This is a genomic window from Haloarcula salina, assembly GCF_049603855.1.
In the GTDB taxonomy this organism is placed as follows: domain Archaea; phylum Halobacteriota; class Halobacteria; order Halobacteriales; family Haloarculaceae; genus Haloarcula; species Haloarcula salina_A.
This window is the reverse complement of sequence record NZ_CP187146.1, coordinates 684,500-708,784: the sequence shown is the minus strand read 5'-3', so window position 1 is coordinate 708,784 and position 24,285 is coordinate 684,500. Positions and strand designations below refer to the sequence as shown.

Below are 24,285 nucleotides of genomic sequence, written 5' to 3'. Positions count from 1 at the left end.
GAGCGCTCGCCGGCGGTGTGGGTCGCTACGCTTTTCTGCCCGGCCACGCGACTCACACGTATGTTTGGCGGAGGCGGCGGGATGAACCCGCGCAAGATGAAGCAGATGATGGAACAGATGGGCATCGACATGCAGGACATCGATGCACAGGAAGTGGTCATCCGCACACCTGACGAGGAACTCGTCTTCAGCGACGCGGAGGTCCAGCTGATGGAGGCACAGGGCCAGAAGACCTACCAGATCGTCGGTGACCCCGAGAGCCGCGACGTCGACGCGAGCGAGAGCGCCGACGCGGCGGACGGCGCTGACGAGGCCGAGAGCGACGACGGCGTCGACGAAGACGACGTGGAACTCGTCGCGATGCGGGCCGGTGTCGACGAGGACACCGCACGCGAGGCGCTGGAAGCCAACGACGGCGACCTCGCGGACGCCGTCGACGAACTGGAGTAACGTGGCCTACCTCTTCGTCCACGAGGACCGCGAGTACCTGCTGGACCCCGGCGAGCGCTTCGAGTCCGACCTCGGTATCCTGGAAATCCCCGAAGACGTGGAACCGGGCGACGTCGTCGAGACGCATCTGGGCAACGGCTTCACCGTTCGCCGGCTTCGTGGCCCGGACCTGTTCAATCACCTCGAACGCACCGGCGCGCCGATGATGCCCCGCGACGTGGGCCTCGTGGTCGGCAAGACCGGTGTCGCCGCCGGGGACCGCGTCCTCGACGCTGGAACCGGGACCGGCATCCTCAGCGCGTACATGGGGCGGCTCGGCGCGGACGTGGTGACCTACGAGCGCGACCCCGAGTTTGCCGAGGTCGCGCGACAGAACATGGCCGTCGCCGGCGTCGAGGACGCCGTCGAGGTCCGAACGGGCGACGTGACCGACGACCTCGACCAGCTATCGGGCTTCGACGTACTGACGCTCGACACCGAGGACGCGCCGACCGTGGTCGAGCGGACCCCGACGCTCCTGCAGCGCGGCGGCTCGCTCGCGGTGTACTCACCGTTCGTCGAGAACACGCGAGCCGCCGCCGAGGCGGCCACCGAGGTCGGCCTCGAACAGATCGAGACGCTCGACACCATTCAGCGGGAGATGGACTTCGACGACCGCGGTTCACGCCCGTCCACGGGCGGCGTGGGCCACACCGGCTACCTGACGTTCGCTCGCCGGCCCTGACGGCCAGCCGCCGGGGTCACTCGCGAGTGCCGCACCCGACTTACTCGACCGCGCGAATCAGATCCAGTAGCTCCGACTGGTAGTCCGACGGCGTCCGTTCGAGCATGTCGTCCGGCTCTGCCACGTCGAGCAGCGCCGCGAGTGAGCGGTCGGGATACGCGCCGGCGGCGATGCGGAAGCCGTCGCCGTGCCAGACACCGACCCAGCCGGTGATCGACAGCGTCGCGTCAGCGTCCTCGAGCGCCAGCGACGCGCTGTACGTCCGGAGCCGGGCGCGGGCACCGCTGTCGACGCGGACCCGCTCGGTCCGGCCGCGCTCGACATTGTCGAAGCCCCTCTCTCGCAGTTGGTCGGCGAAGGCCGACTGCGCCTCCGACCTGACCGTCGGGAGAATCATGGCCGGGCCGATGCCCGGCGAGAGCGACGGCGTGAACGACAGCGCCGTCGCGAAGAAGAACCGCCACTGCCGGTCGATGCCCGTCGCCGCCTCGACGGCCGCCCGCGTCTCCGCGGCGTCGTACACCCTCGTCGCCCCCTCGACGCGTGCCGTCGGCAACTGGAAGACGGTCTCGACGCGCTCGTCGACGAGCGTCCAGCCGCCGTCGCGCAGGCGGTCCACGGGAACCGCCGGAAACGAGGGGGCGTCGGGCACGCTCAGCTCAGTGGTCGTCCTCGCGCCACTTGTGCTCGCACTCGGTGCAGGTGAAAAAGCGCGTCTCGGACTCGTCGGCCGCCCGGATCTGCTTCATCTCGTAGAACGCCCGGTCGTTGCCGCACTCGGGACAGCGCGCCCCGGTCGTCGGGCCCATGTCCGCGGCGTCGACCTCGGAGGTGTCAACGATCTCGGACTCCTCCTGGCCCTCGGTCGTGACCGCCATCTCGCGCTCGGCCTCGGCGTTCCGGGACTTCTCGTAGCCACAGCTCCCGCAGACCCAGGTGTCGTCTTCCGTTTTCATCATCGAACCGCATTCGTCGCAGAACTCCATTGTTGGTCCAGCCTTGGCCGGCCACGCGTGTTAAACGCCCGGTTTCGTGGACGGGAACGAATCGCCGTCCGTCTCAGTCGTTGCGGATCCAGGCCGAGCAGGGCTCCATGTCGTCCATCACTTCTCCCTTGAACGAGCAGTACGGCTCGATGTCGCCGTCTTGCATCACGTACTGGAAGTGCCGGCAGTTGCCGCAGTACGTATCGGGCTCGCCCTTGTGGACGGCGGTCTCCGTGATCGTGTCGCGGCTCTTCGCGGCGGTTCCACCGTCGGTCGAGTGCGTCGCTTCCGGGCCGGCCTGTGCGATGGACGGGTCGAGCGCGCTCTCCGAGGGGCCCCGCGGCGTCCCGGACTGGGACGCGGAGCGGGTCGACGCGTTCGAGCGGCCGGTGTCGGCGGTTCCAGTGCGGTCAGACTGCCGCTGAGCCGACTGCCGGCGCTGGCTGTTCGGCCGCGTCGCGGTCGCGCCGTCGTTGCCGCCGTCGCTGACGGCCCCGCCGGTCGCCGCGCGGTTCGTCTGAGTCTCGACGCCGCCGTCGGGGTCCGCCCCGAAGAAGCCGATGCCGCCGAGACCGGGAATCGACCGGGCCTCTTCGACGAGTCGAATCGTCCCCTCCTCGGTGACCTCCATGCGAGCGGTGCCGCCCGGGTCGTTCCGCGTCTTGAACGTCGCCAGTGCCGCGAACAGCGCCCAGAACGCCGTGACGACGCCGGCGAAGTAGACGACGCCGGTGAGGAGCGCGAGCAGCGGGTCGCTGCTGGTCCAGCTGTAGGGGTACAGCTGCCGGAACAGGCCGACGCCGACGACGGCGATGCCGGCTCCCCCGACGGCGGTCGCCCGGACCCGCAGGCTGGTCGGGAGGACGGCGAACAGCCCGAGGATGACACAGGGCAGCCCGAGTCCGGCGACGGTTCCGGCGAGCCGTCGGGCAGCGTAGGCGTCCAGCCCGTATCGGCCCCCGATTCCGGTGGTCGCGAGCGCGATCGCTCCAACGAGCCCGGCGGCACCCGCGAGAAACAGCGCCGTCCCGACGAGTTGCTGACGGCGCGATGCGACTCGTCCGACATCCCCCTCGTACACGTCGGAGAGACTAGTCATGGGCCATACTACCACGACATCGGATAAAACTACCCGTCAGACACGCGCATGACGCGGGCACGCGCGTAACCAGGAATACGAGAGCGCGCCGCAGGTCGTCTCGCAGCGGGCGCGCGTTCCGAAAGCACTAATCGGGCCCGCGGGAACACTCGGAGTATGAGCGACGACGACAGCGAGGAGGAAGAGGCCCCGGCCGTCGAACTCGGAGAAGGACCGGACGTCGAGGGCGCGCCGCTGTCCCGCGTCTCAGCGCGGCTGACGTGGGGGATCGAACACAGCACCATCGTCGAGCGCGAGGGCGAGACGACCATCCGGACGCCGGACGGGCCCCAGGAACTCGCGTCGGTTCTCGAAGACGTCGACGTGCCGTACTTCGCCGACCGACACGAGTTCGAGAACGCAGTGCGCGAGGTCCTCGGGACCGGCCCGGTTCCGACCGAGTGACTCGCCGCGTCGTTTTCTGTCACCGCACACCGGCGGAACGTTGAAGCGGGTGTGACCGAACGGTGGAATCGAGTTGCCTGCCAGATGGTCGCGATCATCCGCGATCACCTGCCCGCCGCCACACTGGTTTCGCTAGGCGCGTGTTTGATCGGCGTGATCGCAATCGCGTGGTGCACCCTCTCGCCGGCGCGCAGCGGTCGAAGGCCCGAGGTGAACGGCTGAGAAAATGTCTCGACGCCGTGTCAGCGCATGTTGTCGAGCGCGTACACCGTATCCGACATTATCCACTCCGTCTCGCAGTCTGCGTGCTCGATACTGAGGGCCCGAAAGGTCTCGCGGCCGCCGTCGACCGTGATCTCGAACGCGCGGCTTCGAAGCGGCTCCGAGTGGGGACGCTGTGGGGACACAGATACCCCTCGGAGAGTCGCACCGATAAACGAGTCGATTCGGCCCGAGAGCGGGGCTGACGGCGACTGGCCGCCGTCTGGCGATTCCTCAGGAGTCGGCACGGTCGGCCGTTTCGTCTCCGGCAGCCGCTTCCGCTTGCCCACGGCGCTTGCCAAAGATGTACGCGGCGACGATGAGCGCGATGGGGACGATCAGGACCAGGGACATCATCACGAGGATAACGACCAGTTCGAAGGCGCCCGGCAGGCCGGGAAATAGCGGGAAGGGGACCATGCGGTGATGTACGCGACCGTGGCTGTTAAAAGTCGCTGAGCTGGGACTGGAGTCCGGCGACGAGTTCGGACTTTCGGCGCAATTGACCCAGCCCGACCGGGAGCTGGTCGGAGATGGCCGAGAGCACCTCGCGGAAGGACTGGCCGGTCCCGGGCTCGCCATCGAAGGCGTTTCTGATGCCCTCGCGCACCTGCCAGACGCCGACCGGGGCCCAGTAGTCGTCGGTGATCTCGCGGAGGACGAGACACTTCGCCTGCCGGTCGCGCTCCCGGAGGTGGTCGAGGACGCCCAACCGGGCCGCGTAGTAGGCCCCAGCGGTCTCCTCGACGTAGGCGGTCCGGCCCTCGTAGCCCTCGTGGGCGCTCGCGAGGAAGTAGCCGGCGTCGGGCCGGGGGTTCCAGACGCTCTGGGGGCCCTTCATCTCCACGAGTTCGAACTCCCAGCGGCCGGGCGCGAGCACGACCCAGTAGCGGTTCCCCATGTACTCGTTGTACCACAGCTCCGGTTTGTCGAGGGTGTCGGCGTTCCGCAGGGTCCCGCGGACGTACTGGCCGACGGTGTCGTCGACGGCCGTGATCGACCAGCGCGTGGGCACGAGCGAGCGCTCGCTCGCCTGTCCGAGCGCGCCCGCAGAGAGAATCGTGTTGATGTCGTAGACGTCGAAACCGCGCCGGTAGAGGTACGTCATCGCGCCCTCGGCGCGCCAGTCGTCGTCCGAGAGCGTCTTTTCGACGGCGCGCGGGACGTGAGGATTCTCCGCGAGGTCGGCCCCCGTCGCCCGCGCTCGGGGCCCGGTCGGCGTCCGCACGTCGTCGAAGCCCACGTCCATCTGCGGCGTCCCGTCGAGGCCGATCTCGACGTCGACCGGGCGGTCGGCGATCGCCACCTCGCGCTGGACGCCGACGAACCCGTTCCAGACGTCGTGGACGCCGCCTTTGGTGCTGACCGAATCGACCGCGGTCGACTGCGTGGAGTTCACCATCCCGGTCCGCCGCTGGAGCACGTCCTCGATGCCCAGCCCCTGCTGGTACCACTCGCTGCTCGTGGCGAACCCCTCGGCGGCGGCGTCGGTGTCGACGGGCGAGAGCAGCCCCGTCGAGACGTTCGGGTACCCCGAGCGACCGACGAAGATCTCGGGCGCGGTCGACCCGAACAGGGAATCGCCCTGGACGACTTCTTCGAACTGTCGCTCGACGTCTTCGAGGTGGTCGGTGATCGCGTAGGACTTCTCCGCCGCGAGCCGCCGCCGCTCCGCGGCCTCGTCGCGCTCGAATCCCTCGATGAACTCGTCGAGCTGCATCTGTGCCGACTTCGCCCCTCCCGCCCAAGAACCTTTCTGGGGCGGCCGTGCGAGAGCAACTCTTACAATGGTGGATTGAGTAACAACAGGTGATATAAATCATGGTCAATACATCAAAGTGGCTCCTGCTCGCCGCCACGCTGGTCAGCGTCGCCGTCATCTTTGTTTCGGCGGTGCTTCCAGTCGCCTACGAACAGGCGCTCGTGAACTTGCTCGTGGGAGAAATGGCCGCGCTCGCGCTCGGCCACGCCACCTACCGGGTCTCCTCGGGGAAGCCGGTCGCTCCGATGTCGGTCGCGCTCGCCATCGGCAGCGGCGTCATCCTGTTCGTCTCACCGCTGTTCATCGAACCGGTCGACCCGATACTGACGATCATGTTCGTCGCGGGCGGCATAGTCACGGCGGGCGGCGTCATCGGTGTCCTGGGCCGCGTCCTCGGCGGCGAGGAACAGCAGCGGTCCGGCGGGGAGCGGATCGCCGAGCGGGCCAGGACTGAGCAGACCGGAAACTGAGCGGCCGACGGGCGAGCGAGCTCGAACGGACCACAACGGCTATACGACCGCGTCGGCCACCCACGGACGATGCCGGTCATCGAATGCGACGAGACGGCGGCCCGTGAGCGCCTGGAGGCCGAGGGCGTCTCGGTCCAGTCGGGGAACACCGATCACGAGCAGTGGCGCGCGGACCACGGCGGGGCGACGGCGGTCGCGTACGACGGGAAGGTCGTCGTGCAGGGCCAGGACACCGCGCGGCTGGAAGCGCTGTTGCGGGGCGAGGCGGGCGGACGCGTCCACGCGTACTTCGACGGCGCGTCACGGGGGAATCCCGGGCCCGCCGCCGTCGGCTACGTCCTCGTCGACGACAGCGGAATCGTCGCGGAAGGTGGCGAGACCATCGGGAGAGCGACGAACAACCAGGCAGAGTACGAGGCGCTCATCCGCGCTGTCGAGGTCGCGCGCGACTACGGCTTCGACGAGGTGCGCATCCGCGGTGACTCGGAACTGATCGTCAAGCAGGTCCGCGGCGAGTGGAACACGAACGACCCGGAACTCCGTGAAAAGCGGGTCCGCGTACGGGAGCTACTCACGGACTTCGACGACTGGCACATCGAGCACGTTCCGCGGGAGATAAACGACCGCGCCGACGAACTGGCGAACGACGCACTCGACGATGACTGACCTGTCAGCAGACGTGATAGACCGAGCCGAACGGCTCACGAGACTCGCTCGCGAGGCGGTCGACGACGCAGAGGCGGAGGCGTACCGCGCCGAGCGGACGGAGTGCCTGTCCGAACACGGGTACACCGCGCGCATCAGGTCGGAAGACACGGGTGAGGTACTCGTGTGTCACCCGCGAGAGTGGGTCGAAGACGGCGTCATCCGGCCCGAGCGGATCGACGACGTGGACCGGGGCGTCGAGGTGCAGCTGTCGGGACCCGGGGACCCGGACGAGTGGGAGACGGTCGACGAGCGGAACCGGGCCGTGGTCGACGCGGTCACCGAGGACCACGGCGAGGTCCACGGCGCGAACGCGGCGGCGCTGGCCGACTTCATGGGGAACCACTACGCGAAGCCCATCGCCGACGCGACCCCCGACGAACTCCGGGAGTTCCGAGAAGAGTATTTCCCGCGGAACGCGTGGCCGACCAACGACCAGCGAGCAGTCCTCGAGCGATCCGTCGAACTGACCGTGGACGCGGCTGCTGGCGGCGTATCGGACAGCTAATTCGCACCGATCGGCGCGTCAGCACGGCTAGTAAGCGGTTGTTACCGGCGAAAAATTGCGCAATTGCCCAGTTGCGCGAGTTACTGCTGTGCGGCGATCAGGTCGCGGAGTTCGTCGGCGCGGCCGTCATCGGCCACGAACTTGCCGAAGACCCAACCGAGCTGGTCGAGAACGGCTTCCTTGCCCTCCTCGGTCAGCGAGTACTGGTTCGTTCGCTTGTCGAGTTCGCTCTTCTCGACGAGACCCATCTCGACGAGGTCGTCGAGGTTCGGGTACAGACGGCCGTGGTTGACTTCGTCGTCGTAGTACGTTTCGAGTTCACGTTTGATAGCCAGACCATACCGCGGCTCTTCGGCGAGTATAACCAGGATATTCTGCTGGAAAGCCGTGAGTTCTTTCGCGATGCCCGGACTGCTGCTGACTGTTTGTGCCTCTGACATAGTTGGGTAAATGTCAGCAAGCTATTTAACACTTGTTAACTCTGGCGCACATTACACGATATACCGAAGGAAACACCCGACACACGGCGCCCCAAGTTAAGATAGGTAGCTAATAGGTACGAGAATTTATAATATGAATCTGCCGCCATGTATCCGTCTGACAGGTCGAAAAGCGGGATTAAGTGCGTCCTAAAATTATTTCTATCTTTAGATATGATCTGATTAGTGAACAGATAATCGTGGTCTGCGAGCAGTTTCACGGCGATTACGAAAGTACTTTTTGACGCCGTTGCGCAGACGCCGGTGATGACGAACCTCTGGGAAGACCTCGAAACCGGACCCAACCCGCCCGAAGAGATCTACGCCGTCGTCGAGTGCCTGAAAGGCGAACGGAACAAGTACGAGTACGAGAAGGACATCCCCGGCGTCGTCCTCGACCGGGTGCTTCACTCGAACGTCCACTATCCGTCTGACTACGGGTTCATCCCGCAGTCGTACTACGACGACGAGGATCCCTTCGACGTCCTCGTGCTCGTCGAAGACCAGACCTTCCCCGGCTGTGTCATCGAGGCCCGCCCCGTCGCTCTGATGAAGATGGACGACGACGGCGAGCAGGACGACAAGGTCATCGCGGTTCCGACGGAGGACCCGCGGTACGACCACGTCGACGACCTCGACGACATCCCCCAGCAGACCCTCGACGAGATCGACGAGTTCTTCTCGACCTACAAGAACCTGGAGGAGGGCAAGGAAGTCGAAACCCTCGGGTGGGAAGACAAGGAAGCGGCAAAGGACGCAATCGTTCACGCGCAGGAACTGTACGACGAAGAGTTCAACTGAGAAAACCGCTCGTTTCTTTTTTCGCGCGTCACTCGCACGAGTGGCCTATGTCTCGAAGTAATAGCGGCAGACCTTTCCGATTATGTATGAGCATGGGTAATCTTTTCAGGCTTTAGCGGATAGGTAATCCTGTATGGCTACCGACGAGACCGACGCGGCGCTAGACCACCCGACCGTCGTACCGGACGCCGAACGCCGGCCGACGCCAGGGATCGCGCACCTGACCGTCGTCCCGGAGAACGCGGACCGTTCGGCCTGAACACGTCGTCAGCGAGCACCTTGCCGCTTTCCACGACGGCAGTTCGAAAAGAAGCTTCTTGTTCCCGACCTGACTAACAGCGCTCATGGGATTGTTCGACCGTTTGAAGGGAGACGACGCACCGCGTGTCGCCTTCTTCGGCATCGACGGCGTACCGTTTAGCCTCATCGACGAGCACCCGGACGTGTTCCCGAACCTCTCGGAACTGGCCGCCGAGGGCAGCGCCGGACCGATCAACAGCATCGTCCCGCCGGAGTCGAGCGCCTGCTGGCCCGCGCTGACGACGGGCGTCAACCCCGGACAGACCGGCGTCTATGGCTTCCAGGACCGCGAAGTCGGCTCCTACGACACGTACGTTCCGATGGGTCGTGACGTGCAGGCGACGCGCCTCTGGGACCGCGTTACCGACGAGGGCCGCAACGCGACGGTGCTCAACGTCCCCGTGACCTTCCCGCCCCAGCGGAACGTCCAGCGGATGGTCTCGGGCTTCCTCTCGCCGGGCGTCGACAAGGCCGCCTACCCGGACGACCTGCGCGACTATCTCCAGGACAACGACTACCGCATCGACGTCAACGCCAAGCTCGGCCACGACGACGACAAGTCCGAGTTCGTCGACGACGCCCACAAGACGCTCGAAAAACGCTACGAGGCGTTCAAACACTACGTCGAACAGGACGACTGGGACCTGTTTTTCGGCGTGTTCATGACCACGGACCGGGTGAATCACTTCCTGTTCAAGGACTACGAGCGCGGCGGCGAGAACGAGGAGGCGTTCCTCGAGTTCTACCGCAAGGTCGACGAGTACCTCGGCGACCTGCGCGACCGACTCCCCGACGACGTGACGATGGTCGTCGCCTCCGACCACGGTTTCACCTCGCTCGACTACGAGGTCCACTTCAACGAGTGGCTCGAACAGGAGGGGTGGCTCGAGTACGAGGACGACGACCACTCCGAACTCGGCGACATCGGCGAGGACACGAAGGCCTACTCGCTCATCCCCGGGAGATTCTACGTCAACCTCGAAGGCCGCGAGCCGAACGGCGGCGTCCCGAAAGACATGTACGAGTCCGTCCGTGCCGACCTCAAACAGCGCCTCGAAGAACTCGAAGGCCCCGACGGCAAGAAGGTCGCCGACCGCGTCGTCACCAAGGAGGACGCCTTCCGTGGCGACCACGACGACATCGCGCCGGACCTCGTCGTCGTCCCCAACCACGGGTTCGACCTGAAGGCCGGGTTCAAGGGCTCCGACGACGTCTTCGGCGTCGGCCCGCGCAACGGCATGCACAGCTTCGATAACGCGACGCTGCTCGTCGACGACCCGGACGCTCGGATCGACGACGCCGACCTCTACGACATCGCACCGACCATCCTCGACCTGCTGGACCACGACTACGACCGCGGCGACTTCGACGGTGCAAGCCTGCTGAAGTAGATAGCGGCGACGCCGTCGGTTTTCTTCGCTCTGCGAGATAGTGCGCGACTAGCGCTAGAACAGCCCGTCCAGTTCCTCGTTCGTGAACTCGTCGGGGTCTGTCGTCCCGCCCTGGGCGTCCGCCGCCTCGCGGGCGCGCTCCATGAACTCGTCGACCCGTGCGGAGCGTTCCACGCCCGAGAGGACGACGAGCGAGGCGATCTTCTCGGAGGCGAGCGGGAAGTCGCCGCCGCGGACCTCCATGCTCCCGGTCTCGTCTTCGACCCAGCGCCGCGCGCGCTCGACGCCCTTCCGAGAGAGGCGCTGTGGGTCGCCGGCGACGACGAGGAGCGCGGAGTCGGCCTCGACGGCGTTGGGCAGGCTCATGCTGGTGAGGAGGGCCTTCCGGGTCACGCTGGTGATGGTGTTGACGTTCTCCCCGGGGTCTTCGCTGGCCTGCGCGCTGGCGTAGCCGATGGAGGCGATGCCGCCGCCGCGGAGCGTGTTGATGATCTCGGAGGAGTCGACGACGCTCTCGCCGACGCCCTCGACTGCCTCACCGGAGGCGAGGAGGAGTCCGACGCGCTGGGAGATGGCGTCGTTGACCCGCTCGAAGCCCTCGCCCACGCTGTCGCCGCTGCCGCGCCAGGCGTCGTTGTCCACGAGGAGGAGGGAGTCGGCCTCGCGGACAGCGGTCTTGAGCGAGCGGCCTGCGTTGGCCTGGTAGAGTCCGCCCTCGTCTCGGCCGGGGAGGACGCCGAGGACGTACACCGGCTTCTCGTAGATGCGTTTGAGTTCGCGGGTGAGCATCGGCGCGCCGCCGGAGCCAGTACCGCCGCCGAGACCGGCGACCACGACGATGGCCTCGGCCTCGGTCGTGATGCGGCCGTCGAGTTCGTCGAGCACCTCGGTGGCGTTCTCCTGCATGATCTGGGCCCCGAGTTCGTTGTCGCCGCCGACGCCGTGGCCTTTCACGCGGTCCTGTCCGATGAGGGCAGTGTCGATGTCGAGGTTCTGGAGGTCGGCTCGCGCCGTGTTGACAGCGAGCGCGCCGCGGACGGCGTCGAACCCCATGTCGTAGTCGAATTCGACCAGGGACTGTGTTACCTTCCCACCGGCCTGGCCGACACCAATCAGGACGACTTTCATACTGGAAGACTTGGGAGGCCGACTAATCAACGTTGCCCCCTGAGAACGGCGGTCGCGCCTCGAACGGCGACTGCAGACCGAATCGCGGGGTGTTACTCGATTCGGAGCGTGTAGATGCGTTTGCGAGCGTCGGCAAAGGAGAACCGTGAGTCGACGACGCCAACCTCTTCGAGGCGGTTGAGCGCGTATCGTACCGTCCGCGGCGGGAGGAGCGTCTCGTCTGCCAGTTGGCTCTGGGTCAGCGTGTCGTTGTACTCGAGGACCTTCGCGACCAGTTTCGCGCTCGGCGGGAGCTCGCGGACCGCGTCCCACCCGGTCGGGTCGCCGTCACTGTCGGTGTCTGCGTGTTGAATGTCGGAAGCGCTCATCGTACATCACCGTATCCGATACAGCATGATAATATTTTCTGTTCTCAATTATGCGTTGCGAGAATGTTGCGGCAACCGATGCGTCATTCGGCACCGACGGGGGCGCCCGAAAGCTTACGTCCGGCACCTCCGGTGTTGGGGACGTGGACGAAGTCGAGGTCAGCACAGTCGTGTACGTTCCGCCCGAGGAGATTTACGATTTCTTGCTGGATTTCCCCGGCTACGCGCGCTACTCGGAGTACCTCGATCACGTCGAGCAGGACGGCGACGGGACACCGGGGACGACCTACGACCTCGTCTTCTCGTGGTGGAAACTCTCCTACACCGCTCGCTCGGAGGTGACCGACGTGTCGCCGCCGACGGAGATCGACTGGCGGCTCGTCAAAGACATCGACGCCCAGGGCCACTGGCGCGTCGAACCCGACCCGGACGACGCGCCCGCCGACGTTGACACCGCGTCGCGGGTCAGGCTCCGCATCACCTTCGACCCGGACTCGGCGTCGAGCAACGCTGTGGACCTGCCGCGGCTCGTCTCGATGGACTGGGTCATCGAGAAGGTGAAACCGCTCATCCGGAAGGAAGCCACGAGAATCGTCGAGCGAGTCGTGAAGGACCTCGAAGGGCGAGAACGGGACGTCGATCTGCGAATCCACACCGGGCCGGACTCGGTGTAACCGACGGATGAGAACGGGAACAGTGGCTATTCGGGCGTCTCGTAATCGCCGCCGTACCGGATGAAGAAGTACGCGAGACCGAGCGTCGCGACCATCACGAAGGAGGTGGCGACGCCGAGGGACTTCGCGCTCCCCGGAACTTCGGGCGGGCCGGAACTGCCGCCCCCACCGCCGCCGGAGGACACCGTCGGGTAGTCGGAGCCGACGACGACGGACCCTTTCATGCCCAGACTCTCGTGAGGGACACAGACGTAGTTGTAGATGCCGTCTTCCTCGAACGTGTGCTCGTAGTTGACGCCGGCGCTGGAGGTGGCGCTGCCGGAGTCGAGCGGGCCCTCAGAAGCGGAGACGACGTTGTGACCGCCGCCCTCGCCGGTCCACTCGAACTGGACGGTCGCGCCGTTGTCGACGTGGATGGCGGGCGGGCCGAACCCGAACGCGCCGCCGTTGGCCTGGACGCCGACCTCGACCGTCGCCGTGTCCTGCCCGGTCGCATCGACGACCGTGCCGTCGAAGTTCCCGACCGGGTCGAGGAAGCCGCCGAAGTCCGGCGTGCCGCCGCTGCTACCGCCACCACCGCCACCGCCGCCGCTTCCGCCGTCGGTCCCGGTCTCTCCGCCGCTTGCAGTCCCGGTACTCCCGCCAGCGGTCCCTGTTGCAGCGGGGGTCCCGGTCCCGGCCGGAGTCCCCGTGGCGTTCTCCGTGCCGGCTTCGGTCGTCCCTTCCTGTGCAGCTGCAGTGCCCGCAGCGGCCGAGGCAGCCGTGGCTCCCGCGGCCGTCCGCAGGAAGGCCCGACGGGACACGTCCGCTCTACCGTCTGTCATACTCGACAGTTTGAGAGTCCCCGTCGTGAATATGTCGGTTTCGAGTCGGCATCGACCCCCGAATGACAGCGATATCAAAGGTGAGTGATCGGCCTGAAAGCTTTAACCCGGGTACTCCCAAACCCCTCGGTATGTCCGTCGGGAGCGAGGGGGTCGTCAGCGGAATCCGCTTCGACCTCAATCGACTACACGAGACCTGGATGGAGATCGTCTACCCACGCCAGCGAGACGCCAGCGACACTGTCCTCGGGACCTGGACGCCGGACTCGGCGTCCGGGATGGCCCTCTATCGGCTCTGGTCGGCGCTGGGCGTGCCGGTCATCGCCGTCGTCTACCCGCTGGTCCTCTGTGGCGTCTTCCTGCGCTATCAGACGCGGCGCATCGACGGCACGGCGACGCGGCTGGGAGCCGTCGGCGTCGTGCTCCTCTCGGTGCTGGTCTGGGGGAGCCTCGCCGCGCTCGCGCGCTACGAGCCCGGAAGCATCGATCTGGTCTCGGGCGGCTTCACCGCCGTCGCGGTCGCGGGCGGCGTCGCCACCGTCTCGGCCGCCCTCGCCGTCACGTTCAGACGCGTCGGCGGCCGCGGGACGACCGTCGCGCTCGCGTATCCCTTCGCGATGACGGCCATCTTCCTCCCGCCGGTCGTCGCCGCGCTGTACTCGACGGCCGTCGCGTCGGTCGTCATCCCCGCGAGCGACTCGCTCTCGCGATGGTTCCTCTACGAAGTGCTGACCGTCGTCGGGGTCGCCGACTTCTTCATCGAGAACTTCGAGCGCCAGGGCTTCGCCTACGTCGTCATCTGGCTCGGGATCTCGTTCCCGCTTGGGTGGCTGCTCGGCCTGCTCGTGACGCTCGCGGACCTCGTTCGCCCCACCGAGTGACCGGTAGCCGAACGTTTAGACGAGTTCGGTCCCAACGGCCCGGTGTCATGGAATTCGACCAGACGAAAACCGCGGTCGCCTTTCTCGTACTCGTCGCAGTGATGGTGAGCGGGTCGTTCATGGGGATGCCGACGAGTATCGCGCTCCCCGTCAGCATCGGGCAGATCGTCGTCTTCGCGCTCATCCTCGCGCTCGGCGTCAAGCACGGCGAGTACCGCGCGAGCCACTGACTGCGGCCGCCCGCCGGCCGAGGACCCAGACTACGGCGTCGCCTCGGCCGGCCGAATAACCACTTCTTCCGGCGCGTCTCCGTCGGCGACGGCCACGTCGGCGGCGTCCGCGTCGCCGTACACCACCGTCGCTCCGGTCCGCATCGGTGCGAGCAGACCGGCGACCAGCGCGCCGGCACTCGTCATCGGCGCGCGGACCGCGACGGTCGTCTCCGCGTCGAGGTCGGCGTCGGCCGCGACGCGGCGACTCTCGGCCAGGAGTTCCCCGTGCGTGTAGGTCCGATCGGCCGCCAGCAGGGCGTCGTCCGGCGCGAGTTCGCCCGGGGGCTGAAGCGGGTTCTCGCTCCACAGTTCCCGCTCGAACTGGGCGACCGTCGGGTCCTCGACCGGCCCGCCGTAGGCCAGCCCCTTCGTCCCCGGCCCGAGCGTGTAGCGGTCCAGCCACCCCGCCGGGGCGACCAGCGCCGTCGCGTCCACCGCACTCGGCGGGTCCATGTCCACGACGGCGCCGTCGAGCCCCGCCGCCAGGAACGCGAGCAGCGCGTCCGGGCCGTCCCGCAGATAGCCCGGGTCGTCGCTCTCGGACGGTTCTTTCGGGCCGACGACGACGGCGACGCGCATCCCGTGTCGGACGCCGTAGTGTCGCAGGAGGTTCCCTCCCTTCCAGGCGTTCGTGGCGAAATCCCGGTAACTGTACGGCGTCGAGCGCTCGGGCGAGCGAAACAGCACGCCGTCGCGCTCGCGTGCGTCCGCGACGAGGTCGGCGAGTACCTGCATACCCGGCCGTTCGGTCCGGCCGGTCAAAAAGCGCGCGGGCCACAAAACCGATATACGCAGCCCGCGGCAGTGGCTAGAAATGAAACAGCAGCAACAGGTCGCCGCGTTCGTCGACCGCAACGACATCGAGACGCCGCCGGCGTACCGCCTGCTCGACGTGCTCGGGGAGCTGGGTGAAATCGCCGCGGAAGTCAACGAGACGACGGGCTACGGCGCTGATCCGTCGGCGCTGTCAGTTCCAGAAGACGAGATCGGCGACGCGCTGTTCGCGCTGCTGGCGTTGTGTGAACAACTCGACATCGACGCCGACCGGGCGCTGTCACAGGCACTCTCGAAGTACGATAGCCGACTCGATTCGAACGGGACGCCGGCGAGCGGGCGCTGACTACAGCGAGTTCTTGAGCTTCTCGAAGAAGCCCTCCTCCACGTCGACTTCCTCCCCACCGGCTTCGGCGAACTGCTCCAGGGCCTCCTTCTGCTCTGCGTTCAGGTCGTCAGGCGTGACGACCTGGACCTGGACGTAGAGGTCACCGTTGCCGCGGCGGCGCAGGCGGGGCATCCCCTTGCCCTCCAGCCGGAACACCTCGCCGCTCTGGGTCCCGCTCGGCACGTCGAACTCGACTTCGCCGTCGAGCGTCGGGACATTGATCGTGTCGCCGAAGACGGCCTGCGGGAACGAGATGGGGTGCTGGTGGGTCAGGTCGTCGCCGTCGCGCTCGAAGTCGGGGTGGTCGCGGACGCTCACCTGAATGAGGAGGTCCCCGTTCGGACCGCCGCGCTCGCCCGGCGCGCCCTCGCGCTCCATCCGCAGCGTCTGCCCGTCGGCGATCCCGGCCGGGACCTCGACCTCCAGGGTCGCCTCGTTCTGGACGACGCCGTCGCCGCGACAGGTCGAGCAGGTCTCGTCGTACAGCGTCCCGTCGCCCTCGCAGCGGCGACAGGTGGCGGTCTGCTGAACGCGCCCCATCGGCGTTTGCTGGACGCGCGTCGTCTGTCCCTGCCCGTTGCACTCGGGACAGGTCTGTGAGTCGGCGTCGGGCGGGTGCCCGGCCCCGTCGCAGTCGTCACAGGCCTCCGGGCGCGTGATCGTCAGTTGCTTCGTCGCGCCCTCGTAGGCCTCCTCGAGGTCGATGTCCAATCGCGTCTGGAGGTCCTGACCCTGGCGCGGGCGGTTCCCGCCACCGCCGCGGCCGCCGCCACCGAAGAACTGGTCGAAGATGTCCTGCATGTCGAAGCCGCCGCCACCGCCGAACGGGTCGCCGCCCATCCCGCCGCGGCCGCCGGCCCCGCCGGCACCGCCGCGCTTCTCCGCCTGCTCGAAGCGCTCGTGACCCATCTGGTCGTACATCTGGCGCTTCTCGTCGTCGGTCAGCACCTCCTTTGCCTTCTTCGCCTGCTTGAACTTCTCCTCCGCGTCGGGCTCGTCGCTCACGTCCGGGTGGTACTCCCGGGCCTTCTCCCGGTAGGCCTCCTTGATCTCGTCTTCGGAGGCGTCCCGCGAGACACCCAGTATCTCGTAGAAATCCTGACTCATTCGTTGTAGGAGGCATAGACGATTGAGCCACTTGAAAAGAACGGGTTCCCGGCCCGGCCCGACGAACTGACGAACGCGACCGAGCGCGGTACCGGGGCGCTTATTTTCGTGCCGGCAGAGGTCTCCGGCAATGAGCCCTGCGTCGCCCCGGAGCCGAGGTGCCGTCACCGTCGAGCGAATCGTCGTCTGGGGAGTCGCGGCGCTCGTGCTCGCCGGACTGGCCGCCCTGGTCGTCGGGCCGGGAGCCGACCTCCGAACGGCCGCCCCGTCGGCGACCGTCGACGGCCAGTTCGAGGCCGAGACGGGGACGGTCACTCTCACGTACGCAGGGGACACCCTCACCGACGCCGCCACGCACGAACTCGCGCTCGTCGTCACCGACGCCGACCGGAACGCGACCACCCGACTGACGTGGGCTGACGACCGGGGACTGCCCGTCGAGTCCGGTGACACACTCACCGTCGACGACCCGCGCGTGGACGCGGACGGCGACGGGAACTACCTCGACGGGGACGCCTCTGTTGGCTTTCATCTCGAAGCCGGCGACACCGTCGCACTCCGCTGGACCGGCCGCCCCCTCGGCGCACCGAACGAACGGACGACCACGCTCGACACGGTGACACTCTCGAACGAGACCGCGTGACCGTATCGAGCGGTGGGCCGGACTCAGGACCGCAGTCGGTTCGACTCCACGAACACGTCTCCGTCCCCGGTGACGGTCACGTGGAACTCGTCGACGTGGAAGGCGAGTGTGAGATCCGACTCGGCGGCGTCGACGTTCCCGACCAGCGTATCGAGGGCGTCGGGATCGAAGGTCTCGATGAGCGGTTGCAGATCTGTCGGCTTCCGGTCTGCGGCGATTGCGACGGTCTCGACGACAGCCATCGACGGCGAGACAGAGCCCCAGTCGAAGTTCGCGTGGATAACGTCGGGGCCGTCGTCGGCGCTCGACGCCGATGACCCGTTCGGACCGTTCATTGTCACCGTACCGACAGCCGACTGACTTAGTACTGTTGTTATCATCATAAAAAATACCTTGACCAGAAAGGGTTCGATTGTGGTCGTCGCCAGCGGTCGGACATCGTCGGGAGAGGCGCTAACAGGCCTGAAAGGGGTTTTGTGAGGGTAAATGGCACGCAGTCGATGTGGTTGGGACACATGTGGTGCTGCGTGCCATTTACAGATACGTACTTCTCCGGGATAACCGTTTTGTGATTAATTGGGTAAATCGAATCTGTCACCCGATACTAAGTTACAAAATCGAATCATGAACCCAGTCGTACGTCAGTATTGAACGTGTTCGGGACAGTGAACGCACAAGAGTGAACCGCCCGAGAAGGTAGTGATAACGTCTTTCTACCAGAAGGGACAAAAATCGACAACACCCCAGAACAGACGGGGTCGTAGGTTGGGACACATGACATCAGATTTGACACACGAAGATGCAGTCGAGATACTCCAGGAACTGGGGTTGAAAGAATACGAGGCGAAGTGTTTCGTCGGACTCTCTCGGATGCCACACGGCACTGCCAAGTCACTCAGCGAAGTGACAGACGTTCCACGCACACGTGTCTACGATGCGGTTCGCGTCCTCGAAGCGAAGGGACTGGTGGAAGTCCAGCACTCGAGCCCACAGCGGTTCAAGGCCGTCCCACTGTCCGAAGCCACCGAGACGCTCCGCGATCAGTACGAGACCAAGATCCAGCGGTTTCAAACCGCGCTCGAAGACATCCAGACCGTGGAAGGTGACGATGACACCGATCGGCCGGAGATCTGGTCGCTCACCGGGTCCGGCGCCGTCGAGAACCGGGTGGCGCGGATCGCCCAGGACGCGACCGACGAGGTCGTGTTGATCGTCGGGAGCGACGCCGTACTGACGGACTCGCTGATCGAGACTCTCAGCGCACTGGACGAGAGCGTCGAACTCTCGGTCGGAACGCCGTCGAGCGAGGTTGTCGAACGGGTCGAGCGAGAGATTCCGGACGCGACTGTCTTTCGCTCCGGGCTGAGCTGGCTCGAAAGCGAGACGGGCGGGACCGGCGATCCCGCTGTCGGCCGAGTCCTGCTGGTCGACCGTTCGGAGATCCTCGTCAGTTCGATCGATCCCGACACCGGCGAGGAACGGGCGATCTTCGGGACCGGCCTCACCAACGGACTCGTCGTCATCGCCCGACGACTGCTGGCCCAGGACGCCGTCGAAACCGCGCTTCCAGACCACGACTAGGCGCGGCGGACGGACAGCCGTCTCATAGAAACGGTCTGGTGCTCGGACGGCAGAAACGCCACTCGAACCGGGTTCCGAGTCGTCGAAAGCGACTCGCAGTCTCCTCGTCGGTCGAAGCACCCACCCCATCAGCCGCATTCTGCGACACCGATAGACTCGCTCCACTCGTCTATCGAGCTCAAGACGACTCCTCACACTCGTTTCACTCGTCTTCGTCGTCGTCTTGAACGTCTTCGAAGTCGGCGTCGACGTACTCCTCGCCCTGTTCGGCGGCTCCGCCGGCCGCGCCGCCCGGACCGGCAGCCCCGCCGGGACCGGCACCCGCAGCGCCGCCCGGGCCAGCGCCCGCGGCTCCGCCGGCGGCCTGCTGGGCCTGCTCCTGGTACATCTGCTTGCCGATCTCCTGAAGCTCTTCGCTCAGAGCCTCGGTGACCTCTTCGTAGTCCGCTTTCTCGGCGTCCTCGTCTTCGAGGACTTCCTCGACGTCCTCGATCTTCGCCTCGATGTCGGACTGGAGGTCGGCGTCGATCTCCTCCTCGTTCTCGTCGAGGAGCGTCTCGGCGCGGCGGACCGACGCCTCGGCCTCGTTGCGGGCCTCGATGCGCTCGCGGCGCTCTTCGTCTTCCTCGGCGTGCTGTTCGGCCTCCTGTTGCATCTCCTCGATCTGGTCGTCGGAGAGGCCGGCACCGCCCTCGATGGTGATGTCCTCCTTGTTACCCGAGCCCTTGTCCTCGGCCTCCACGTTGACGATGCCGTTCTCGTCGATGTTGAAGGAGACCTCGATCTGGGGCGTGCCGGCCGGAGCCGGGGGGATACCCGAGAGCGCGAACGCGCCGAGCAGTTCGTTCTCCTCTGCGATCTCTCGCTCACCCTGGAAGACGCGGATCTGGACCTGCGTCTGGTTGTCCTGGGCGGTCGTGAAGATCTTCGACTCCTCGGTCGGGATCGTCGTGTTCTTCTCGATGAGCCGTTCGAACAGGCCGCCCTTGACCTCGACACCGAGCGACAGCGGCGTCACGTCGAGCAGGACGATGTCGTCGACGTCACCGGAGAGGACACCGGCCTGGATGGCCGCGCCGAGCGCGACGGCCTCGTCGGGGTTGACGTTCTTCTTCGGCTCCTGGCCGGTCATCTCCTCGACCTGCTCCTGGACCTGGGGCATCCGCGTCGAGCCCCCGACGAGGATGACCTCGTCGATGTCGCTCTTGTCGTATTCGGCGTCGGCCAGTGCCTGCTCCGTCGGGCCGACGGTGCGCTCGATGAGGTCCTCGGTCAGGCTCTCGAACTTCGCGCGGGTGATCTTCTCCTCCAGGTCCAGCGGCCCGTCGTCCGTCGTCGCGATGAACGGGAGGTTGATCCGGGTCTCCTTGCGCGAGGAGAGTTCGATCTTGGCTTCCTCGGCGGCCTCGGTCAGGCGCTGGAGGGCCTGGCGGTCGTCCCGCAGGTCGATACCGTGTTCGTCCTCGAACTGGTCGGCCAGGTAGTCGATGATGGCGTGATCCCAGTCGTCGCCGCCGAGGTCGTTGTCCCCGTTGGTCGCGACGACCTCGTAGACCCCGCCGCCGAGGTCGAGGATGGACACGTCGAAGGTCCCCCCGCCGAGGTCGTAGACGAGGACGGTCTGGTCGGACTCGTCGTCCAGGCCGTAGGCCATCGCGGCCGCCGTCGGCTCGTTGACGATGCGTTCGACCTCGAAGCCGGCGATCTCGCCGGCGTCCTTTGTCGCCTGGCGCTGTCGGTCGTTGAAGTACGCCGGGACGGTGATGACGGCCTTCTCGATCTCGTCGCCGAGGTACTCCTCGGCGTCGCGCTTGATCTTCTGGAGGATCATCGCCGAGACCTGCTCGGGCGTGTACTCCTCGCCGTCGAGGGTGACCGAGTAGTCGTCCTCGCCCATGTGGCGCTTGATCGACTGAATGGTCTGATCGGGGTTCTTTACCGCCTGATTCTTCGCTGGCTTCCCGACGAGTCGCTCGCCGTCGTCGAATGCCACGACGGAGGGCGTCGTGCGCTCGCCTTCGGCGTTGACGATGATTTCGGGGTCGCCGCCTTCCATGACCGCGAACGCGCTGTTCGTGGTCCCGAGGTCGATACCCAGAATCTTGTTGCTCGCCATGTTATCGGCTCATAGCGGACTCGGCCGGTTAAAAGTTGCTAGATGTACTGATGCGAGAACCGACACGAGGGCGCGCCTCCCGGCGGTTTTATACTCCGTGGAACGGGACGACCGGTGGTTATTTACTGTACCGCAATGCGACCGCTCGCTGGCCGTCGACCGGTCGTTACTCCTCTTCGGAGACGGTGACCTGCGCCTCACGCAGCACCTTCTCGGCCATCTCGTATCCCGGGCGGTGCACGTCGGCGATCGTCCCCGGGTCCGCCTCGCTCTCGACGCGGGCCAGCACCTGATGCTGGGTCGGGTCCACGTCCTCGCCGGGGTCGGGGTCGATCACCTCGACGTTCTCGGCGTCGAGCACGTCGTCGAGCTGGCGCAGGGTGGACTCGACGCCGCCGCGGATGTCGGCGTCTTCGTCCTGGTCGAGCGCCCGGTCGAGGTTGTCGCGCACGTCGAGCAGCCGCGACACGAGGTCCTCCGTGGCGCGCTGTTGCTCCTGCTCGCGGCGCTTTTTCATCCGCTTCTTGTAGTTCTGGAAGTCCGCCTGCTTGCGCTTGAGCTTCGATTCCAGCTCCTCGATTTCCTCGTCCTGTCGTTCGACCTGCGATTCGAGCGCCTCGGTGCGCGTCCGGAGCGCGGCCAGTTCGCGAGCGACGTCCTCGGGGTCGGACTCCGCGACGCGGTCGACCAGCGCCTCGTCGGCCTCGACATCGAGGTCCACGTCCTCGACTGAGACGTCCTCGGGCGCGTCGTCCAGGTCGACGGCGGCATCCGCCGTCTCGGCGGCGTTCTGGCCCGCCTCACCGGTCGACTCCTCGGTCGCGGCCGCGTCGTCGGCTGCGTCCTGCTCGGTCATATCAGAGGGAAGTCGTCTCGCAGATAAAAGGATTTCAGAAACGGCGCGTGGTCGCGAGCGCAACGGCCACGGAGACCGGCGGCGCTGGGAGCCGACGACGGGCTGACTATGGGCCGACGGCGAAGGCGTCCGTGTCGTAGCGAAACCGCGCCCGAAAGTCGTCCCACTCGCCGCGCTCCAGCAGCCGATACCGTGCGAACTCCGGGTTGCGTATCAGTTCCAGTTCGGCGAGGCGCTCCTTGACCGGGTCGAACAGCTCGTCCCAGTCGAGCGTGCGCATCGACTCCTCCGGCCCTGACTCGTCCTCGACGAACCGCACACCGTCGTCTGTTCGCTCGATGGTCCCGTGGTGGTAGCGGCTCCAGACGGCGTACTCGCCGAACGGGACGTCTTCGGTGGGCGGCGGCGGCCGCCGGTACTGGGCCTGGAAGCGCTGGTGGGTCTCGCCGTCGCCCCAGAACACGCCCCGGGTCAGCAGTTTGATCCGGCGCGTCTCGTCGATACCGCAGTTGTAGATGACGCGGGCGTTGTCGTAGTCGTGCGACCGGAACTGCTCGGCCACGTCCGCCGTGTGGTGAATGTCGACCTCGTACTGGTAGGGGACGGGCGTTCGGCTCGCCCGGTCGAGCACCGACACGGTCTCCTCGCCGCGACGGAGGTCCTCGAATGGCCCCTCGCCGCGCCACTGCGACGGATCGGCCTCGTCCGGGTCGATCCAGTGTCCCATACTGAATCTTCGTGACGAATCAAGTTATGTCTTCCCGCGCGCCCGACCGCGACGGGCCGACGCCGGCCACTCACACCAGCACGCGGTCGAGTTCGACCACGAGCCCGTCGTCTGCATCCGGGTCGGCGACGAGCGTTCCCAGACAGACCGCGGCCCCGTCTGGCGTCACGCAGACGACCGGCGCGTCGCGTTGGGGCGCCGCATCGCCCACTTCGGCCGGTTCGGCGTCGAGGACGCCCGGCGCGTACACGGGTGCGCCTTCCGCGACCTCGCGGGCGGCGCTCGGCGCGACGACGACCCGCGGGAGGTGGACCAGCGCGCGCTCGGCCGGCTGAATCACGTCGCGTAGCGGGCCCTCGTCGCCCTCCTCGGCGAACGAAAGCGCGTCGACGAGGTCGTGCATCGAGCGGAGCGCCCCGTCGTCGAACGTTCCCGTCGCGCTCCGGCGGAGGTCCCCCATGTGGGCGCCGGTCCCCGCCGCCAGCCCGATGTCGTGACAGAGCTTCCGGATGTACGTCCCCGATTCACAGCGCACCCGCAGGAGGAGGCGGCGCTCCTCGCGTTCCAGCACGTCCAGCGCGTGAATCCGCCGGGAGCGGAGCTGGCGCTTCACTGCGCTCTTGCGCGGCGGTTTCTGATAGACCTCGGTTTCGAACTCGGCGATCACGTCCTCGACGTCGGCTGGCGCGCGGTCGTGGAGTTCCAGCACCGCGACGTACTCCTTGACGGCGTCGTCGAAGATCCGCGCCATCCGGGCGGCGTCGCCGAGCAGGACCGGCAGACAGCCCGTCACCTTCGGGTCGAGCGTGCCGCCGTGGGCGACCCGGTCCTGGCCGGCGGCGTCGCGCACCCAGGCCGCGACCTGATGAGCCGACGGTCCCGGGGGTTTGTCGAGGTTGACGACGCCAAAGGAACAGAGCGACTCGATGTCGCGGTCGCCGGGCGGGGCGCGGAGCGTCATCTGTTCAGAACTCGTACCGGATGTTCTCGACCGGCGCTTTCCCCTCGTCCCCGTCGGGGCTGTAGGACTCGACGGCGTGCAGCGTCACGCTCAGGACGCCCTGCGGGTCCCAGCGGGCAGTGTTGACCGACAGGTCGTAGATAGAGAGGTCGTCGAAGTCGATGTCGTAGTAGTCGCTGTAGCGCTGGGCCTCGCTCTCGCCGCGCTCTCGCGTCTCGGTCTTGGCCTGTTCGAGGGGCTTGTTCTCGCGGGTGGCGATGCGGTCGGCCCGCACGTCCAGCGGCGCGGTCAGCCAGAGCTTGATGTCGGCGTACTCGCCGGCCATCCAGCCGGCGAGACGGGATTCGAGCACGAGGTCGTCGCGCTCGGCGGCGATGTCACGGAGCCGCCGGTCGAGGTCGCGGTCGATCTGGTCGTCCTCCTCGGCGGCCTTGTTCAGTTCGAGCGGCGTCATCCCCCGATCCTCGGCGAGCGAGCGGAAGATGTCACCGCCGCTGACGTGTTCGTAGTCCAGCGCGTCGGCCAGGCTCTTCGCGAGCGTGCTCTTGCCGCTGCCGGCCGGGCCGGAGACGGTGATCAACATACAGGAGTTCGGGGGGTCCCGG

General features: G+C 66.7%; 34 protein-coding genes. 16 read left to right on the top strand and 18 right to left on the bottom strand.

The window, feature by feature from the left end; genetic code table 11:
• Positions 1 to 60: 60 nt before the first annotated feature.
• Together ACOZ4I_RS03620 and ACOZ4I_RS03615 are read left to right on the top strand one after the other, a co-directional pair.
• A complete protein-coding gene (locus ACOZ4I_RS03620; RefSeq protein ID WP_424003122.1) occupies positions 61 to 450 on the top strand; it encodes a nascent polypeptide-associated complex protein in 390 nt (129 codons plus the stop codon).
• A gap of 1 nt (position 451) precedes the next feature.
• Positions 452 to 1,174 (top strand): methyltransferase domain-containing protein, encoded by a 723-nt coding sequence (locus ACOZ4I_RS03615; protein ID WP_424003120.1) that lies wholly within the window; start codon positions 452 to 454, stop codon positions 1,172 to 1,174.
• A gap of 40 nt (positions 1,175 to 1,214) precedes the next feature.
• On the opposite strand, the gene ACOZ4I_RS03610 is transcribed toward ACOZ4I_RS03615, so the two are convergent.
• The 3 genes from ACOZ4I_RS03610 to ACOZ4I_RS03600 all read right to left on the bottom strand — a co-directional run bounded on the left by ACOZ4I_RS03610 (position 1,215) and on the right by ACOZ4I_RS03600 (position 3,259).
• The gene (locus tag ACOZ4I_RS03610; RefSeq protein WP_424003118.1) at positions 1,215 to 1,826 is read right to left on the bottom strand and encodes a hypothetical protein; all 612 of its coding nucleotides are present in this window, start codon (positions 1,824 to 1,826) and stop codon (positions 1,215 to 1,217) included.
• A 7-nt stretch (positions 1,827 to 1,833) separates the two neighbouring features.
• Positions 1,834 to 2,160: a transcription factor S gene (locus tag ACOZ4I_RS03605; protein WP_162412058.1), complete on the bottom strand. Its 327-nt coding sequence runs from the start codon at positions 2,158 to 2,160 to the stop codon at positions 1,834 to 1,836.
• A 73-nt stretch (positions 2,161 to 2,233) separates the two neighbouring features.
• Positions 2,234 to 3,259 carry a DUF7139 domain-containing protein gene (locus tag ACOZ4I_RS03600; RefSeq protein ID WP_424003116.1) on the bottom strand — a complete coding sequence of 342 codons (1,026 nt, stop codon included), beginning with the start codon at positions 3,257 to 3,259 and terminating at the stop codon, positions 2,234 to 2,236.
• Between the two features lie 156 nt (positions 3,260 to 3,415).
• Between ACOZ4I_RS03600 and ACOZ4I_RS03595 the strand changes: the two genes are divergently transcribed.
• Both ACOZ4I_RS03595 and ACOZ4I_RS03590 read left to right on the top strand, forming a co-directional pair.
• A complete protein-coding gene (locus tag ACOZ4I_RS03595; protein WP_424003114.1) occupies positions 3,416 to 3,703 on the top strand; it encodes a DUF5789 family protein in 288 nt (95 codons plus the stop codon).
• Positions 3,704 to 3,787: 84 nt separating this feature from the next.
• A complete protein-coding gene (locus tag ACOZ4I_RS03590) occupies positions 3,788 to 3,925 on the top strand; it encodes a hypothetical protein (protein ID WP_424003112.1) in 138 nt (45 codons plus the stop codon).
• Between the two features lie 20 nt (positions 3,926 to 3,945).
• Here ACOZ4I_RS03590 and ACOZ4I_RS03585 read toward each other — a convergent pair whose 3' ends face one another.
• From ACOZ4I_RS03585 to nreA, 3 genes are all read right to left on the bottom strand, one after another.
• Positions 3,946 to 4,110, bottom strand: a complete 165-nt coding sequence (locus tag ACOZ4I_RS03585; protein ID WP_174242921.1) for a hypothetical protein — start codon at positions 4,108 to 4,110, stop codon at positions 3,946 to 3,948.
• Positions 4,111 to 4,198: 88 nt separating this feature from the next.
• Entirely contained in the window at positions 4,199 to 4,384 is a 186-nt protein-coding gene (locus ACOZ4I_RS03580) for a hypothetical protein (RefSeq protein ID WP_424003110.1), read from the bottom strand.
• A 25-nt stretch (positions 4,385 to 4,409) separates the two neighbouring features.
• On the bottom strand, positions 4,410 to 5,684 hold the full coding sequence (gene nreA, locus ACOZ4I_RS03575; RefSeq protein ID WP_424003108.1) for a DNA repair protein NreA: 1,275 nt from the start codon (positions 5,682 to 5,684) through the stop codon (positions 4,410 to 4,412).
• A gap of 101 nt (positions 5,685 to 5,785) precedes the next feature.
• Here nreA and ACOZ4I_RS03570 point away from each other — a divergent pair, with 101 nt between their 5' ends.
• The 3 genes from ACOZ4I_RS03570 (at position 5,786) to ACOZ4I_RS03560 (ending at position 7,409) form a co-directional block, all read left to right on the top strand.
• Positions 5,786 to 6,196: a hypothetical protein gene (locus ACOZ4I_RS03570; RefSeq protein WP_424003106.1), complete on the top strand. Its 411-nt coding sequence runs from the start codon at positions 5,786 to 5,788 to the stop codon at positions 6,194 to 6,196.
• Positions 6,197 to 6,265: 69 nt separating this feature from the next.
• Positions 6,266 to 6,862, top strand: a complete 597-nt coding sequence (rnhA, locus tag ACOZ4I_RS03565) for a ribonuclease HI (RefSeq protein ID WP_424003104.1) — start codon at positions 6,266 to 6,268, stop codon at positions 6,860 to 6,862.
• Positions 6,855 to 7,409 carry a DUF7108 family protein gene (locus ACOZ4I_RS03560; protein ID WP_424003102.1) on the top strand — a complete coding sequence of 185 codons (555 nt, stop codon included), beginning with the start codon at positions 6,855 to 6,857 and terminating at the stop codon, positions 7,407 to 7,409. The genes rnhA and ACOZ4I_RS03560 overlap by 8 nt, the downstream gene beginning before the upstream one ends.
• 80 nt (positions 7,410 to 7,489) lie before the next feature.
• On the opposite strand, the gene ACOZ4I_RS03555 is transcribed toward ACOZ4I_RS03560, so the two are convergent.
• Positions 7,490 to 7,849, bottom strand: coding sequence for a PadR family transcriptional regulator (locus tag ACOZ4I_RS03555; protein ID WP_424003100.1), 360 nt, complete (start codon positions 7,847 to 7,849; stop codon positions 7,490 to 7,492).
• Positions 7,850 to 8,155: 306 nt separating this feature from the next.
• Between ACOZ4I_RS03555 and ACOZ4I_RS03550 the strand changes: the two genes are divergently transcribed.
• From ACOZ4I_RS03550 to ACOZ4I_RS03540, 3 genes are all read left to right on the top strand, one after another.
• Complete coding sequence (locus tag ACOZ4I_RS03550; protein WP_424003098.1) at positions 8,156 to 8,689, top strand: inorganic diphosphatase; 534 nt, start codon at positions 8,156 to 8,158, stop codon at positions 8,687 to 8,689.
• Between the two features lie 133 nt (positions 8,690 to 8,822).
• Entirely contained in the window at positions 8,823 to 8,948 is a 126-nt protein-coding gene (locus tag ACOZ4I_RS03545) for a hypothetical protein (RefSeq protein WP_277815034.1), read from the top strand.
• An 85-nt stretch (positions 8,949 to 9,033) separates the two neighbouring features.
• On the top strand, positions 9,034 to 10,380 hold the full coding sequence (locus ACOZ4I_RS03540) for an alkaline phosphatase family protein (RefSeq protein ID WP_424003095.1): 1,347 nt from the start codon (positions 9,034 to 9,036) through the stop codon (positions 10,378 to 10,380).
• Between the two features lie 54 nt (positions 10,381 to 10,434).
• On the opposite strand, the gene ACOZ4I_RS03535 is transcribed toward ACOZ4I_RS03540, so the two are convergent.
• Together ACOZ4I_RS03535 and ACOZ4I_RS03530 are read right to left on the bottom strand one after the other, a co-directional pair.
• Complete coding sequence (locus tag ACOZ4I_RS03535; protein ID WP_424003093.1) at positions 10,435 to 11,508, bottom strand: tubulin/FtsZ family protein; 1,074 nt, start codon at positions 11,506 to 11,508, stop codon at positions 10,435 to 10,437.
• 92 nt (positions 11,509 to 11,600) lie between these two features.
• On the bottom strand, positions 11,601 to 11,876 hold the full coding sequence (locus ACOZ4I_RS03530; protein ID WP_424003091.1) for a MarR family transcriptional regulator: 276 nt from the start codon (positions 11,874 to 11,876) through the stop codon (positions 11,601 to 11,603).
• A gap of 143 nt (positions 11,877 to 12,019) precedes the next feature.
• Here ACOZ4I_RS03530 and ACOZ4I_RS03525 point away from each other — a divergent pair, with 143 nt between their 5' ends.
• The gene (locus ACOZ4I_RS03525) at positions 12,020 to 12,550 is read left to right on the top strand and encodes an SRPBCC family protein (RefSeq protein ID WP_424003089.1); all 531 of its coding nucleotides are present in this window, start codon (positions 12,020 to 12,022) and stop codon (positions 12,548 to 12,550) included.
• 26 nt (positions 12,551 to 12,576) lie between these two features.
• Here ACOZ4I_RS03525 and ACOZ4I_RS03520 read toward each other — a convergent pair whose 3' ends face one another.
• The gene (locus ACOZ4I_RS03520) at positions 12,577 to 13,374 is read right to left on the bottom strand and encodes a halocyanin domain-containing protein (protein ID WP_424003087.1); all 798 of its coding nucleotides are present in this window, start codon (positions 13,372 to 13,374) and stop codon (positions 12,577 to 12,579) included.
• A gap of 131 nt (positions 13,375 to 13,505) precedes the next feature.
• Here ACOZ4I_RS03520 and ACOZ4I_RS03515 point away from each other — a divergent pair, with 131 nt between their 5' ends.
• Positions 13,506 to 14,255, top strand: a complete 750-nt coding sequence (locus ACOZ4I_RS03515; protein WP_424003085.1) for a hypothetical protein — start codon at positions 13,506 to 13,508, stop codon at positions 14,253 to 14,255.
• A 47-nt stretch (positions 14,256 to 14,302) separates the two neighbouring features.
• Positions 14,303 to 14,485, top strand: coding sequence for a DUF7333 family protein (locus tag ACOZ4I_RS03510; RefSeq protein ID WP_424003083.1), 183 nt, complete (start codon positions 14,303 to 14,305; stop codon positions 14,483 to 14,485).
• A 30-nt stretch (positions 14,486 to 14,515) separates the two neighbouring features.
• Here ACOZ4I_RS03510 and ACOZ4I_RS03505 read toward each other — a convergent pair whose 3' ends face one another.
• Positions 14,516 to 15,262, bottom strand: coding sequence for a hypothetical protein (locus tag ACOZ4I_RS03505; protein ID WP_424003081.1), 747 nt, complete (start codon positions 15,260 to 15,262; stop codon positions 14,516 to 14,518).
• 79 nt (positions 15,263 to 15,341) lie between these two features.
• Between ACOZ4I_RS03505 and ACOZ4I_RS03500 the strand changes: the two genes are divergently transcribed.
• The gene (locus ACOZ4I_RS03500) at positions 15,342 to 15,647 is read left to right on the top strand and encodes a MazG nucleotide pyrophosphohydrolase domain-containing protein (protein WP_424003079.1); all 306 of its coding nucleotides are present in this window, start codon (positions 15,342 to 15,344) and stop codon (positions 15,645 to 15,647) included.
• On the opposite strand, the gene dnaJ is transcribed toward ACOZ4I_RS03500, so the two are convergent.
• Positions 15,648 to 16,796 carry a molecular chaperone DnaJ gene (gene dnaJ, locus ACOZ4I_RS03495; RefSeq protein WP_424003077.1) on the bottom strand — a complete coding sequence of 383 codons (1,149 nt, stop codon included), beginning with the start codon at positions 16,794 to 16,796 and terminating at the stop codon, positions 15,648 to 15,650. It lies immediately after the preceding gene.
• A 130-nt stretch (positions 16,797 to 16,926) separates the two neighbouring features.
• Between dnaJ and ACOZ4I_RS03490 the strand changes: the two genes are divergently transcribed.
• Positions 16,927 to 17,439: a hypothetical protein gene (locus tag ACOZ4I_RS03490; RefSeq protein ID WP_424003075.1), complete on the top strand. Its 513-nt coding sequence runs from the start codon at positions 16,927 to 16,929 to the stop codon at positions 17,437 to 17,439.
• Between the two features lie 23 nt (positions 17,440 to 17,462).
• Here ACOZ4I_RS03490 and ACOZ4I_RS03485 read toward each other — a convergent pair whose 3' ends face one another.
• On the bottom strand, positions 17,463 to 17,774 hold the full coding sequence (locus tag ACOZ4I_RS03485) for a HalOD1 output domain-containing protein (RefSeq protein WP_424003073.1): 312 nt from the start codon (positions 17,772 to 17,774) through the stop codon (positions 17,463 to 17,465).
• 439 nt (positions 17,775 to 18,213) lie between these two features.
• Here ACOZ4I_RS03485 and ACOZ4I_RS03480 point away from each other — a divergent pair, with 439 nt between their 5' ends.
• The gene (locus tag ACOZ4I_RS03480) at positions 18,214 to 19,020 is read left to right on the top strand and encodes a TrmB family transcriptional regulator (RefSeq protein WP_424003071.1); all 807 of its coding nucleotides are present in this window, start codon (positions 18,214 to 18,216) and stop codon (positions 19,018 to 19,020) included.
• A 202-nt stretch (positions 19,021 to 19,222) separates the two neighbouring features.
• On the opposite strand, the gene dnaK is transcribed toward ACOZ4I_RS03480, so the two are convergent.
• From dnaK to cmk, 5 genes are all read right to left on the bottom strand, one after another.
• Entirely contained in the window at positions 19,223 to 21,136 is a 1,914-nt protein-coding gene (gene dnaK, locus ACOZ4I_RS03475; RefSeq protein ID WP_424003069.1) for a molecular chaperone DnaK, read from the bottom strand.
• A 166-nt stretch (positions 21,137 to 21,302) separates the two neighbouring features.
• On the bottom strand, positions 21,303 to 21,992 hold the full coding sequence (locus tag ACOZ4I_RS03470) for a nucleotide exchange factor GrpE (RefSeq protein ID WP_424003067.1): 690 nt from the start codon (positions 21,990 to 21,992) through the stop codon (positions 21,303 to 21,305).
• A 106-nt stretch (positions 21,993 to 22,098) separates the two neighbouring features.
• Positions 22,099 to 22,719 carry a hypothetical protein gene (locus ACOZ4I_RS03465; protein WP_424003065.1) on the bottom strand — a complete coding sequence of 207 codons (621 nt, stop codon included), beginning with the start codon at positions 22,717 to 22,719 and terminating at the stop codon, positions 22,099 to 22,101.
• Between the two features lie 70 nt (positions 22,720 to 22,789).
• Positions 22,790 to 23,680: an RNA-guided pseudouridylation complex pseudouridine synthase subunit Cbf5 gene (locus ACOZ4I_RS03460; RefSeq protein WP_424003063.1), complete on the bottom strand. Its 891-nt coding sequence runs from the start codon at positions 23,678 to 23,680 to the stop codon at positions 22,790 to 22,792.
• A 4-nt stretch (positions 23,681 to 23,684) separates the two neighbouring features.
• A complete protein-coding gene (gene cmk / locus ACOZ4I_RS03455) occupies positions 23,685 to 24,263 on the bottom strand; it encodes a (d)CMP kinase (protein WP_424003061.1) in 579 nt (192 codons plus the stop codon).
• Positions 24,264 to 24,285 lie beyond the last annotated feature (22 nt).

Excerpts from the sequence above, each read along its gene's own strand:
- ACOZ4I_RS03620 (WP_424003122.1), top strand. The coding sequence starts at position 61 with ATGTTTGGCGGAGGCGGCGGGATGAACCCGCGCAAGATGAAGCAGATG.
- ACOZ4I_RS03605 (WP_162412058.1), bottom strand. The coding sequence starts at position 2,160 with ATGGAGTTCTGCGACGAATGCGGTTCGATGATGAAAACGGAAGACGAC.
- ACOZ4I_RS03600 (WP_424003116.1), bottom strand. The coding sequence starts at position 3,259 with ATGACTAGTCTCTCCGACGTGTACGAGGGGGATGTCGGACGAGTCGCA.
- ACOZ4I_RS03595 (WP_424003114.1), top strand. The coding sequence starts at position 3,416 with ATGAGCGACGACGACAGCGAGGAGGAAGAGGCCCCGGCCGTCGAACTC.
- ACOZ4I_RS03590 (WP_424003112.1), top strand. The coding sequence starts at position 3,788 with ATGGTCGCGATCATCCGCGATCACCTGCCCGCCGCCACACTGGTTTCG.
- ACOZ4I_RS03580 (WP_424003110.1), bottom strand. The coding sequence starts at position 4,384 with ATGGTCCCCTTCCCGCTATTTCCCGGCCTGCCGGGCGCCTTCGAACTG.
- nreA (WP_424003108.1), bottom strand. The coding sequence starts at position 5,684 with ATGCAGCTCGACGAGTTCATCGAGGGATTCGAGCGCGACGAGGCCGCG.
- ACOZ4I_RS03570 (WP_424003106.1), top strand. The coding sequence starts at position 5,786 with ATGGTCAATACATCAAAGTGGCTCCTGCTCGCCGCCACGCTGGTCAGC.
- rnhA (WP_424003104.1), top strand. The coding sequence starts at position 6,266 with ATGCCGGTCATCGAATGCGACGAGACGGCGGCCCGTGAGCGCCTGGAG.
- ACOZ4I_RS03560 (WP_424003102.1), top strand. The coding sequence starts at position 6,855 with ATGACTGACCTGTCAGCAGACGTGATAGACCGAGCCGAACGGCTCACG.
- ACOZ4I_RS03555 (WP_424003100.1), bottom strand. The coding sequence starts at position 7,849 with ATGTCAGAGGCACAAACAGTCAGCAGCAGTCCGGGCATCGCGAAAGAA.
- ACOZ4I_RS03550 (WP_424003098.1), top strand. The coding sequence starts at position 8,156 with ATGACGAACCTCTGGGAAGACCTCGAAACCGGACCCAACCCGCCCGAA.
- ACOZ4I_RS03545 (WP_277815034.1), top strand. The coding sequence starts at position 8,823 with ATGGCTACCGACGAGACCGACGCGGCGCTAGACCACCCGACCGTCGTA.
- ACOZ4I_RS03540 (WP_424003095.1), top strand. The coding sequence starts at position 9,034 with ATGGGATTGTTCGACCGTTTGAAGGGAGACGACGCACCGCGTGTCGCC.
- ACOZ4I_RS03535 (WP_424003093.1), bottom strand. The coding sequence starts at position 11,508 with ATGAAAGTCGTCCTGATTGGTGTCGGCCAGGCCGGTGGGAAGGTAACA.
- ACOZ4I_RS03530 (WP_424003091.1), bottom strand. The coding sequence starts at position 11,876 with ATGAGCGCTTCCGACATTCAACACGCAGACACCGACAGTGACGGCGAC.
- ACOZ4I_RS03520 (WP_424003087.1), bottom strand. The coding sequence starts at position 13,374 with ATGACAGACGGTAGAGCGGACGTGTCCCGTCGGGCCTTCCTGCGGACG.
- ACOZ4I_RS03515 (WP_424003085.1), top strand. The coding sequence starts at position 13,506 with ATGTCCGTCGGGAGCGAGGGGGTCGTCAGCGGAATCCGCTTCGACCTC.
- ACOZ4I_RS03510 (WP_424003083.1), top strand. The coding sequence starts at position 14,303 with ATGGAATTCGACCAGACGAAAACCGCGGTCGCCTTTCTCGTACTCGTC.
- ACOZ4I_RS03505 (WP_424003081.1), bottom strand. The coding sequence starts at position 15,262 with ATGCAGGTACTCGCCGACCTCGTCGCGGACGCACGCGAGCGCGACGGC.
- ACOZ4I_RS03500 (WP_424003079.1), top strand. The coding sequence starts at position 15,342 with ATGAAACAGCAGCAACAGGTCGCCGCGTTCGTCGACCGCAACGACATC.
- dnaJ (WP_424003077.1), bottom strand. The coding sequence starts at position 16,796 with ATGAGTCAGGATTTCTACGAGATACTGGGTGTCTCGCGGGACGCCTCC.
- ACOZ4I_RS03490 (WP_424003075.1), top strand. The coding sequence starts at position 16,927 with ATGAGCCCTGCGTCGCCCCGGAGCCGAGGTGCCGTCACCGTCGAGCGA.
- ACOZ4I_RS03485 (WP_424003073.1), bottom strand. The coding sequence starts at position 17,774 with ATGAACGGTCCGAACGGGTCATCGGCGTCGAGCGCCGACGACGGCCCC.
- ACOZ4I_RS03480 (WP_424003071.1), top strand. The coding sequence starts at position 18,214 with ATGACATCAGATTTGACACACGAAGATGCAGTCGAGATACTCCAGGAA.
- dnaK (WP_424003069.1), bottom strand. The coding sequence starts at position 21,136 with ATGGCGAGCAACAAGATTCTGGGTATCGACCTCGGGACCACGAACAGC.
- ACOZ4I_RS03470 (WP_424003067.1), bottom strand. The coding sequence starts at position 21,992 with ATGACCGAGCAGGACGCAGCCGACGACGCGGCCGCGACCGAGGAGTCG.
- ACOZ4I_RS03465 (WP_424003065.1), bottom strand. The coding sequence starts at position 22,719 with ATGGGACACTGGATCGACCCGGACGAGGCCGATCCGTCGCAGTGGCGC.
- ACOZ4I_RS03460 (WP_424003063.1), bottom strand. The coding sequence starts at position 23,680 with ATGACGCTCCGCGCCCCGCCCGGCGACCGCGACATCGAGTCGCTCTGT.
- cmk (WP_424003061.1), bottom strand. The coding sequence starts at position 24,263 with ATGTTGATCACCGTCTCCGGCCCGGCCGGCAGCGGCAAGAGCACGCTC.